At 67.4% G+C, this 10,226-nt stretch carries 10 protein-coding genes; 5 read left to right on the top strand and 5 right to left on the bottom strand.

Annotated elements, in window-relative coordinates; translation table 11 throughout:
• The coding region (locus QBJ92_RS11530) for a thiamine phosphate synthase (RefSeq protein ID WP_347342792.1) at window positions 1-498 on the top strand (498 nt) is incomplete at its 5' end.
• 28 nt (window positions 499-526) lie between these two features.
• Here QBJ92_RS11530 and QBJ92_RS11525 read toward each other — a convergent pair.
• Window positions 527-1,234, bottom strand: coding sequence for a hypothetical protein (locus QBJ92_RS11525; RefSeq protein WP_277969843.1), 708 nt, complete (start codon window positions 1,232-1,234; stop codon window positions 527-529).
• Window positions 1,235-1,467: 233 nt separating this feature from the next.
• Between QBJ92_RS11525 and QBJ92_RS11520 the strand changes: the two genes are divergently transcribed.
• The 4 genes from QBJ92_RS11520 to holA are packed head-to-tail and all read left to right on the top strand — an operon-like array spanning window position 1,468 to window position 6,033.
• Window positions 1,468-1,917 (top strand): DUF3576 domain-containing protein, encoded by a 450-nt coding sequence (locus QBJ92_RS11520; RefSeq protein ID WP_277969837.1) that lies wholly within the window; start codon window positions 1,468-1,470, stop codon window positions 1,915-1,917.
• A 13-nt stretch (window positions 1,918-1,930) separates the two neighbouring features.
• On the top strand, window positions 1,931-4,483 hold the full coding sequence (gene leuS, locus QBJ92_RS11515) for a leucine--tRNA ligase (RefSeq protein ID WP_277969836.1): 2,553 nt from the start codon (window positions 1,931-1,933) through the stop codon (window positions 4,481-4,483).
• On the top strand, window positions 4,480-4,995 hold the full coding sequence (gene lptE, locus QBJ92_RS11510) for an LPS assembly lipoprotein LptE (protein ID WP_277969835.1): 516 nt from the start codon (window positions 4,480-4,482) through the stop codon (window positions 4,993-4,995). The genes leuS and lptE overlap by 4 nt, the downstream gene beginning before the upstream one ends.
• A 21-nt stretch (window positions 4,996-5,016) precedes the next feature.
• Window positions 5,017-6,033 carry a DNA polymerase III subunit delta gene (gene holA / locus QBJ92_RS11505; protein WP_277969834.1) on the top strand — a complete coding sequence of 339 codons (1,017 nt, stop codon included), beginning with the start codon at window positions 5,017-5,019 and terminating at the stop codon, window positions 6,031-6,033.
• Between the two features lie 7 nt (window positions 6,034-6,040).
• Here the strand turns inward: holA and QBJ92_RS11500 are convergent, their stop codons facing one another.
• The 4 genes from QBJ92_RS11500 to mnmG are packed head-to-tail and all read right to left on the bottom strand — an operon-like array spanning window position 6,041 to window position 10,174.
• Window positions 6,041-6,943: a ParB/RepB/Spo0J family partition protein gene (locus QBJ92_RS11500; protein WP_277969833.1), complete on the bottom strand. Its 903-nt coding sequence runs from the start codon at window positions 6,941-6,943 to the stop codon at window positions 6,041-6,043.
• Window positions 6,940-7,725 carry a ParA family protein gene (locus tag QBJ92_RS11495; protein ID WP_277969832.1) on the bottom strand — a complete coding sequence of 262 codons (786 nt, stop codon included), beginning with the start codon at window positions 7,723-7,725 and terminating at the stop codon, window positions 6,940-6,942. The genes QBJ92_RS11500 and QBJ92_RS11495 overlap by 4 nt, the downstream gene beginning before the upstream one ends.
• On the bottom strand, window positions 7,722-8,333 hold the full coding sequence (rsmG, locus tag QBJ92_RS11490; RefSeq protein ID WP_277969831.1) for a 16S rRNA (guanine(527)-N(7))-methyltransferase RsmG: 612 nt from the start codon (window positions 8,331-8,333) through the stop codon (window positions 7,722-7,724). The genes QBJ92_RS11495 and rsmG overlap by 4 nt, the downstream gene beginning before the upstream one ends.
• Window positions 8,330-10,174: a tRNA uridine-5-carboxymethylaminomethyl(34) synthesis enzyme MnmG gene (gene mnmG, locus QBJ92_RS11485; RefSeq protein WP_277969830.1), complete on the bottom strand. Its 1,845-nt coding sequence runs from the start codon at window positions 10,172-10,174 to the stop codon at window positions 8,330-8,332. Before mnmG ends, rsmG begins: the two co-directional genes overlap by 4 nt.
• Window positions 10,175-10,226: the final 52 nt, after the last annotated feature.

Here is a 10,226-nt window from a genome sequence, read left to right as displayed (position 1 = left end):
GTCCGATCCAGCGATCGCCCGCTTCCCGCACTTTGGCTGATGACCGATGCGCGGATGGGCACGGGGCTGTGGCCGGCGCTGGCGCGGCTGCCGCGGGGTAGCGGGATCGTGCTGCGGCATCATGACCTGCCGGCGCTCGCGCGCGCCGATCTGAAAGCCCGCATCGCGCGTGTGGCGCGGCGGCGCGGGCTCGTGCTGGTTGATGAGGCTGCGCCACGCGATGCGCCGGTGCGGATCGGGCGGGCGCATTCGGTGCGCGAAGGGATCACCGCGCGCCGGGCGGGGGCGGCGCTGGTGTTCGTCTCGCCGGTCTATCCGACCCGGACGCACCCGGGTGCGCCTTCCCTGGGCCCGTTGCGTGCGGCAACGATCGCGCGCGCGGTTGGTCTGCCCGCGATTGCGCTCGGCGGCATGACGCGCACGCGGTTTCGGCGGTTGCGGGCGATGGGGTTCCTGGGGTGGGCCGCGATCGATGCGCTGACGCCGGCGCGGCGCTAGGCCAGACGAGTCAGCGCTCGCCCGAACGTCAGAAGCGGAACGCGGTCCCGATATAGACGGCCTGGCTGTCGCGGCGGTCGTCGGACTGCTGCATCAGCCGATCGCGCTCGGTCTTGTAGCGGACGCCCGCGGTCACATCGAGCCGGCGCGTCAGCGAATAGGACCCGGCCACGTCGAGCGAATAGGCTTCCGGAACCTCGATCAGCTTCGGACCATTCGCCAGCGGGCGATCCGCCATTGCGTTGACGCGACCCGAGAACCGCTTGCCGGTATAGCTCACGCCGATATCGGCGGCTTCGCGGCTGCCCGGCATGCCGGCGAGATCGACCTTGGCGACATCCCCCGAGACCGCGAGCCGCTTCCAGCCGACCGCGACACCGAGGTTATAGGCGATCGGCGTCAGCGCGACCGTCGACGCCGGGATCGGCGAGGCGCGGTCGGTGCGCGCGATCACGCCGCGGGCGGAGCGCGCCTGGACCGCGACGGTCACCGCGCGATTGCCTTCGCGACGCGTGTCGGAGGGCGTGAAGCGGAAGCCGCTGGTGTCGAGTCCGCCGCGCGCGAACATTGCCGCAAGCCGGGGGTCCGCCGAGGCGGGCGTGAACGATCCGAGGCCGCGCACCAGTTGCACGCTGTGGCGCGGGTTGATCCGCGGTGCGGGCGAGTCGCTGGCGCCAAGCGCCGGAGCCACGGAGATGCCGAGAGCGACGAACGCCCCCACAGCAATCCCTGACATCCAACGACCAAGCGACACTTCAGACCCCTTCATGTGTACCTGTACGGCACTATCATGTTGCGAGGCGGCTACCACGATTCAATCCGGTAACGCCACCATTCCGACTCATTTTCTAGCGACAGTGTCGTCAAGGACACACTATGGAACAGCCGAGGTCCTGCTTGCGACAAACGCCGGACATTCTATAGATATCGCCCGAACCCCCGACACTCCGATTTGTTCAGGAACAGCCGATGATCCGCCGCCCCCGCACTGCGATTCTGCTTTCGCTCGCGCTCATCGCTCCGCTCGCGCTCGGGGCGTGCGGTCATAAGGGGGGGCGTCCGCAGAACGCGGACCTCGCGGCATCGAAGGTCACGACGATCGGCGTCAACGCCTATCTGTGGCGCGCGAGCCTCGATACGCTGAGCTTCATGCCGTTGCTGCAGACCGATTCCAACGGCGGCGTGATCGTCACCGACTGGTACATCAACCCGGCTGCGCCGACCGAGCGCGTCAAGGTGACGGTGACGATCCTCGACCAGGATCTGCGCGCGGACGGCCTTCGCGTCGCCTCGCTCCGCCAGGTCAACCAGGGCGGCCAGTGGGTCGCGGCACCGGTCCAGGCGTCGACCGTCCAGAAGCTCGAAGACATCATCCTCACGCGCGCCCGCGATCTGCGCCGCGCTGCCGTAACCCAATAGGAATACCCAACCGATGGCGTCACGCTTCAATGCGCTGAAAGCGGACGCGGCCTGGCAGAAGGTGTGGGACGACCGCCGCACCTTCGCCGCGCGTGACGACAGTCCCAAGCCGCGATCCTATGTTCTTGAAATGTTCCCCTATCCGTCGGGGAAGATTCACATGGGGCACGTCCGCAACTATACGATGGGCGACGTGCTCGCGCGGTTCCGCCGGATGCAGGGGATGGAAGTCCTCCATCCGATGGGCTGGGACGCGTTCGGCATGCCCGCCGAGAACGCCGCGATGGAAAAGGGCGTCCATCCGGGCGGCTGGACCCGCGACAATATCGCCACGATGAAGGCGCAGTTGAAGCGGCTTGGCTTTGCGCTCGACTGGACGCGCGAACTGGCAACGTGCGAGCCGGAGTATTACGGGCACGAGCAGGCGTTGTTCCTCGAGCTGTTTCGCCACGGCCTCGTCTATCGCAAGGAAAGCTCGGTCAATTGGGATCCGGTCGACATGACCGTGCTCGCCAACGAACAGGTGATCGACGGACGCGGCTGGCGCTCGGGCGCTCTGGTCGAGCGGCGCAAGCTGTCGCAGTGGTTCTTGAAGATCACCGATTTCGCGGACGAGCTGCTTGAGGGCTTGGGCGCGCTCGAGCATTGGCCGGACAAGGTCAAGCTGATGCAGGAGAATTGGATCGGGCGCAGCCGCGGGTTGCAGTTCCGCTTCCAACTTTCTGATGGCGGGTCGGTCGAGGTGTTCACCACCCGTCCCGACACGATGTTCGGGTCGAGCTTCGTCGCGGTCGCGGCGGATCACCCGATCGCGCAGGCGCTCGCCGAGCGTAGCCCGGAGGCCGCCGACTTCATCGCCTTGTGCAAGCGCGGCGGAACCACTGCGGCCGAGATGGACACGCAGGAGAAGCTCGGGTTCGACACCGGGCTGACCGCGCAGCATCCGTTCGATCCCGACCTGCAGCTCCCAGTCTACATCGCGAACTTCGTGCTGATGGAATATGGCACCGGCGCGGTGTTCGGCGTGCCGGCGCATGACCAGCGCGATCTCGATTTCGCCCGCAAGTACGATCTGCCGGTCCGCCGCGTCGTGTCCGACGGCGACGTCACCGATCCGGTGTTCACCGGGAACACCGCTTACACCGGCCCCGGCACGCTGGTGAATTCGCATTTCCTCGACGGGATGGACATCGAGGACGCCAAGCGCGCGGTCATCACGCGTGCCGAGGATGGCGGCTGGGGCACCGGATCGACCGTGTTCCGCCTGCGCGACTGGGGCGTCAGCCGCCAGCGCTATTGGGGCACGCCGATCCCGATCATCCACTGCGACGCGTGCGGCGCGGTGCCGGTCCCTGCGGACCAGCTCCCCGTCGTGCTGCCCGAGGACGTCAGCTTCGACATCCCCGGCAACCCGCTCGACCGGCATCCGACGTGGAAGAACGTCCCCTGCCCGTCCTGCGGCGGTGCGGCGCGGCGCGAGACCGACACGCTCGACACCTTCGTCGATTCCTCCTGGTATTTCATCCGCTTCGCCAGCCAGCCCAAGGACAAGCCGTTCGACCGCGCGGTCGCCGAGCAGTGGCTGCCGGTCGCGCAATATATCGGCGGCGTGGAACATGCGATCCTCCACTTGCTCTACGCGCGCTTCTGGACGCGCGCGTTGCGGCATATCGGGATGCTCGACGTGGCGGAGCCGTTCGCCGGTCTGTTCACGCAGGGGATGGTCACGCACGAGACCTACAGCCGCCAAGTGACCGAGGTTGGCACCGACGGCACCGACACGATCACCAAGCCCTTGTGGCTGTCGCTCGACGACATCGACAAGCGCGGCGACGGCTATGTCGAGCGCGCGACCGGCGAGGCGGTCACGGTCGGCCGCATCGAGAAGATGTCGAAGTCGAAGAAGAACACCGTCGACCCGACCGGCATCGTCGACCAATATGGTGCGGACGCGACACGCTGGTTCATGCTGTCCGACTCCCCGCCCGAGCGTGATCTACCGTGGAGCGAAAGCGGGATCGAAGGCTCGTGGCGCTTCATCCAGCGCGTCTGGCGGTTGTTCGACGGCGACAAGAGCGGCGAGGCCAGCACGGTCGACGCCCCGCTCGACCGCAAGCTCCACCAGACGATCGCGGGCATCGCGGTCGACATCGAGGCACTCGCTTTCAACAAGGCGGTCGCCAAGCTGTTCGAGCTCGTCAACGCGATCGAACGCGCCGCGCCCTCCGCGTCACGCGACACCGCGATCGCGACGCTGATGCGGCTCGTCGCGCCGATGGCGCCGCATCTCGCCGAGGAAGCCTGGGCTGCTGCCGGGAACGAAGGCTTGATCGCCGACGCGCCGTGGCCCGAGGTCAACGCCGCGCTGCTAGTCGAGGACGAAGTCACGATCGCGATCCAGATCAACGGCAAGCTCCGCGATACGCTGGTTGTAGCAAAGGGCATGCCGCGCGAAGACGTGGAAGCCGCCGCGCTCGCCTCGGACAAGATCGTCCGCGCGCTCGAGGGCAAAGCCCCGCGAAAGGTCATCGTCGTGCCGGATCGCCTCGTGAACATCGTCGCATGACCCGCCTGCGCACCCTCATCGCCTGTGCGGGCGCAGCGGTCACGCTGGCGGGTTGTGGTCTGCATCCGCTCTATTCGGGCGGGAGCTCGGGCACGGTCGCGACGACGCTCGCGCAAGTCGATGTCGCGCCGATCGAGGGCAAGGCCGGGTGGCTGACCGCGAACGCGCTGCGCGACCGGCTCCACACCACGCCAGGCGGCGCGGCGCGCTACCGGCTCGAAGTGAAGCTCGACGACCGGATCATCGGCCTCGGGATCCGGCGCGACGACAGTATCTCGCGCGAACGGCGAACCTTGCGCGCGCGCTATCAGCTGGTCGATCTCAGCAACGGCGCAGTGCTGCTCGACGCCGCTGCGCGGTCGGACGCGGGGATCGACTCGGTCCGCTCGGAATATGGCACGATCGCCGCGGAAAACACCGCGCTCGAACGGCTCTCGCAAATCGTCGCGGACCAGATCATCACGCGCGTCGCCACCTATGTCAGCCGATCGGAAGACCGTGCGGCGCGCTGACGCGGTGCAGCCGCACGGAACATGAAAGCCAATCTCAACCAGATCGTCCGCGCGGTCGACGCGGTCAGCCCCGATATCCGGCTCTACGTCCTGTATGGCCCGGACGAAGCGGGGGCGCGCGACGTGGCGAACCGCCTCGCGCGTGCGCTCGGGCCCGATGCCGAACGCGTCGACCTCGAACCGAGCCAGCTCAAGGCCAACCCCGGCCTGCTCGCCGACGAAGCGGCGTCGCTGTCGCTGTTCGGCACCGCACGGCATATCCGCGTCGCCAGCGCGGGCGAAGAGAGCGTCGCGGCGTGCACCGCGCTGCTGGCGGCCGAACGCAGCGGCAATCCCGTCGTCGTCATCTCGCCCGGCGCCAAGGCGTCGTCGGGGCTGGTCAAGCTCGCCACCGCCGACCCGCGCGCGATGGTCTGCGCGTTCTACGTCCCCGACGCGGGCGAAGCGGACAAGCTCGCCACCAGCATTGCGCGCGAACAGGGCCTGCGCACGACCGGATCGACCGCGACGCGGATCGCGGCGGCGGCGGGCGGCGATCGTGCGGTGATGAGCCGCGAACTCGAGAAGATCGCGCTATATCTGGATGCCGCCCCCGAACGTCCGCGCGAACTCGACGATGCGACGCTCGATGCGATCGGCGCGGATCTCGGCGATTCCGAAATCTCGCGCGCGATCGAAGCCGCGATCGACGGTGGGCCCGACCGGCTTGCGGACGAACTCGCACGGCTGGCGGTGGCGGGGAGCTCGCCGATTCCACTGCTGCGGCAATTGGTGCGCCGCCTGATGGCGATCGCCGAGCTGCGCGCGGAGATCGATGCTGGCGCGAACGCCAATACGGTGATGGAGCGCGTGTTCTTCCGCGACCGCGCGTCCACCACGCGCGCGCTGCGGATCTGGTCGGCGCCCGCGCTCAGCGCCGCGATCGACCGCGTCCGCCGCGCGGAGCGCGCGACGATGGCACCCAACAACGCGGGCAGCGTGCTGGCGGATCACGCGATCGTCGCGGTCGCGCGGATCGCCGCGCGCCAGAACGGCTAGCGCGCGCTTAGATGCGGTCGCCGGTCAGCCGCTGGCAGACCATGTCGAGCTGATCGAGTGTGGAATAGCTCAGCGTCAACGTCCCGCCCTTCGCCCCGTAGCTGACGCGGACGCCGAGCCCGAGCAGATCGCCCAGCTGGTGCTCCAACGCCGCGAGATCGGGGTCGCGCCCTGCCCCGCCATCGCTCGGGCTCCGCTGGACCGGCTTGGTCGCGCGCACCAGCTTCTCGGTATCGCGCACCGACAGGCCGCGATCGACGACCTTGTCGGCCAGTGCCTCGACGTCGGGCGCGCCGATCAACGCGCGGGCATGCCCCATGGTCAGCGCGCCATGCAGCACGCGCTCCTGCACCTGCCGTGGCAATTCGAGCAATCGCAGCAGGTTGGCGATATGGCTGCGCGACTTGTGGACGAGCTTCCCGAGCGCTTCCTGGGTGTGCCCGAAGTCCTCGATCAGCCGCTGATACGCCTCGGCTTCTTCGATCGCGTTGAGGTCCTGCCGCTGGATGTTCTCGACCAGCGCGACTTCGAGCGTCTCGGTATCGTCGAAATCGCGGACGATCACCGGGACTTCATGCAGCCGCGCGCGCTGCGCGGCGCGCCAGCGGCGCTCGCCCGCGACGATCTGATACCCCGTTCCATGCGGACGAACGACGATCGGCTGGATCAGCCCGCGTTGCGCGATCGACTGCGCGAGTTCTTCCAGCGCGCTTTCTTCGAAATGGCGACGCGGCTGGCCGGGATGCGGGGTCAACGAGCCGACGGGGAGCGACCGGATGCCGGGCGACGTGCCCTGCTGCGGCCCGCCAACCGGCTCCTCGCGCGCAAGGTCTCCCATCAGCGCGTTGAGGCCGCGCCCAAGGCCGGAGCGCGGTTTGGGGCGGGCGAGCGGGGTCGGTGCGTCGGTCATGCTGCTCTGGCTGGCTGGTGGGTCGGAAGGCGATCGATCATCTCGCGGGCAAGCGCGATATACGCTTCCGAACCGAGACAGCGATGGTCGTAGATCAAGGCCGGAAGCCCGTGGCTGGGCGCTTCGGACAGGCGGACGTTGCGCGGGATCACGGTCTCGAACACGACCTTCCCCAGCACCGCGCGCACGTCACTCGCGACCTGTTCGGTCAGGCGGTTGCGGCGGTCGTACATGGTCAGGGCGACCCCCATGATCGAGAGACCCGGGTTGAAGCGCTCACGGATGCGCTCGACCGTGTTGAGCAACTGGCTTAGGCCCTCGAGCGCGAAGAACTCACATTGCAGCGGCACGAGCAGCGAATTACTCGCGACCAGCGCATTGAGCGTCAGCAAGCCCAGCGACGGGGGGCAATCGATCAGGACGACATCCCAGCGATGGTCCGACCGGGCCAGCGCTCGCGACAGCCGGTGCGTGCGTTCCTCATATTCGACGAGTTCGATCTCGGCGCCGGACAAGTCGACGGTCGCAGGGACGATGTCGAGCAGCGGAACGCACGTCGGCACCGCCGCTGCCGGGATGGTGATCTCGCCGAGCAGGATATCGTAGGTCGAATGGAGCCGGTCGGCTCGGCTGATCCCCAGCCCGGTCGAGGCATTCCCCTGCGGATCGAGATCGAGCAGCAAGACGCGGAGTCCGGTCGCGGCCAGCGCCGTCCCGAGATTGATCGCCGTCGTGGTCTTACCGACCCCGCCTTTTTGATTCGCGACCGCAATGACGTTCATCGACGTGTCACCCCTGATGCGAGTACGATCATCGACGCCGGGTCGGTGATGCTATGTTCCACGTGAAACATACCATGCCATGTCTTCTGCGCGCTGGCCACCTCTTCCAAGGCTGACTTGCCCTTGGGTAAGATCCAACGAGTGTTTTGCGTGGCAGACGGCGTGCACCAAGTGAAAAGGTTGTCGAGCGACGCCACGGCGCGCGCGGTGATGATGTCTGCTGGCACGGAGACGGTCTCGACGCGGGCGCACTGCACATGCGCGCGCGACCCCAAGTCGAGCGCCTGCACGAGATCAGACAGGAAGGTCGCGCGCCGGCGCCGGGGCTCTACCAGCGTGATTTCGTGCGCGCCGAGCACCGCCAGCACGATCCCGGGAAAGCCCGCGCCGCTGCCGACGTCGAGCCAATGTCCGGTCTCTGGCGCATGGGCGAGCAGCTGCGCGGAATCGACGATGTGCCGGTCCCAGATGTGTTCGACCGTCGAGGGTGCGATCAGATTCTGCCGCACCGTTTCGACGACGACGTGATCGACCAGGATCGCCAATCGATCGACCGCAGGCGCGCTGTGGCGTTCCGCGATCCAGGCCTTGGCATCGTCTTCGGTCATGCGGCCCTCCTTCGCACATGCAGCAGGATCGCAGTCAACGCGGCAGGCGTGATCCCGCGAATGCGCCCTGCCCCGCCGAGCGTTGCGGGACGCGCCATGGTCAGTCGCTCGATCATCTCGGTCGAAAGCCCGGCAATCGCCTGGAACGCGAGATCGGGTGGCAGGAAGATCGTATCGTTCGCGCGAAGGGCGATGACCTCCTGCTCCTGCCGCGCAACATAGGGCGCGTAGCGAGCATCCTCGACCGCTTCGGACGTCACCGCCTCGGGCACCGCTGCCGCGAGGTCGGGCGCGACCATTGCGAGCGAGACGCCCGCTACGCGCAACCATTCCGCGCCGCTCCGAACGTGCGGATCGGGTTCGATCGGTGCCCCGCGCTCGCGGAGGACCGCGCTCGATACGGTGCGGTCGAGCATCGCGGCAGCATGCGCGCGTTGCGCGCGGCGTTCTGTAAGCCGGGCCCGCCGCCCCACGCTCAGGCATCCCAACCGCTCTGCGATCGACGACAAACGCGTTTCCGCGTTATCGGCGCGGAGCCGCAGCCTGAACTCGGCGCGTGCGGTGAGCATCCGATACGGCTCGGTAATCCCTTGCAGCACGAGGTCGTCGATCATCACGCCGAGATAACTCGACGCACGATCGAGTACCAAGGCCTCGCTGCGCTGCGCCTTCGCCGCAGCATTGATCCCCGCGAGCAGGCCCTGACCCGCCGCTTCCTCGTACCCTGTCGTCCCGTTGATCTGCCCGCAACAGAACAGTCCCGGCATCGCGCGGACTTCGAGCGTCGGCTCGAGCGCGCGGGGATCGATATGATCATATTCCACCGCATAGCCGGGGGTGAGGATCCGAGCCTGCTCTAGGCCTGGAATCGTCGCGATCATCGCCGTCTGGATATCGACCGGTAGCGACGTCGAAATGCCATTGGGGTAGATCGTATGGTCGTCGAGACCTTCGGGTTCCAGAAAGATCTGATGCCCGTCGCGGTCGCCGAAGCGGTGGATCTTGTCTTCGATCGACGGACAATAGCGTGGGCCCTGCCCCGCGATGTCGCCTCCAAACAGTGGCGAGCGATCCAGCCCGGAACGAATGACGTCATGCGTCGCGGGCGTCGTGCGCGTGATGGCGCAATGCACTTGTGGGAGGCGGCGGTGCGTCGTCTCGGGCGACATCGTCCACGGATCTTCGTCGCTTGGTTGCTGCGCCAGGGCGGCCCAATCGATCGTCCGACCATCGAGCCGTGGCGGCGTTCCGGTCTTGAGGCGCGCCATCGGAAGGTGCGCGGCGTACAATTGGGTTGCGAGCGCCGATGCGGCAGCTTCGCCGATCCGTCCGCCTGCGCTGCGGTCCTCGCCGCAGAACATCCGTGCGCCGAGGAACGTCCCGGTCGCCAGGACGACAGCATGCGAGCGCAGCGCTTCCCCATTGGCAAGCACCACTCCGCCGACGGTGTGATCCTCTCCAACGATGAGCGAAACGACTTCCCCGACGACGATTTCAAGGCAAGGCTCGTCCGCCAGCATGTGCTGGATCGCCGCTGCATAGCGCTTTCGGTCAGCCTGAACGCGTGGTCCTTGGACCGCAGCGCCTTTGCTGCGATTGAGCATGCGGTAATGGATCCCCGCCTGGTCGGTCGCGCGCGCGATCAGGCCGTCGAACGCATCGACTTCGCGAACGAGATGGCCCTTCCCCAAGCCGCCGATCGCCGGGTTGCATGACATTGCGCCAATCTTGGTGGCGTCGAAACTGATCAACGCCGTGCGCGCGCCGCGCCGTGCCGAAGCGGCGGCCGCCTCGGTTCCTGCGTGACCGCCTCCAACGACGATAACATCGAACTGTATCATGCCGTCTCGCTAGGTCGCCGCACGCCCGCTGTCAAAACGTTCCACGTGGAAC

The organism is Sphingomonas echinoides, from assembly GCF_029623395.1.
Taxonomy (GTDB): domain Bacteria; phylum Pseudomonadota; class Alphaproteobacteria; order Sphingomonadales; family Sphingomonadaceae; genus Sphingomonas; species Sphingomonas echinoides_A.
Note: the sequence above shows the minus strand (reverse complement) of the source record. Positions and strands in the feature narration are given on the sequence as shown.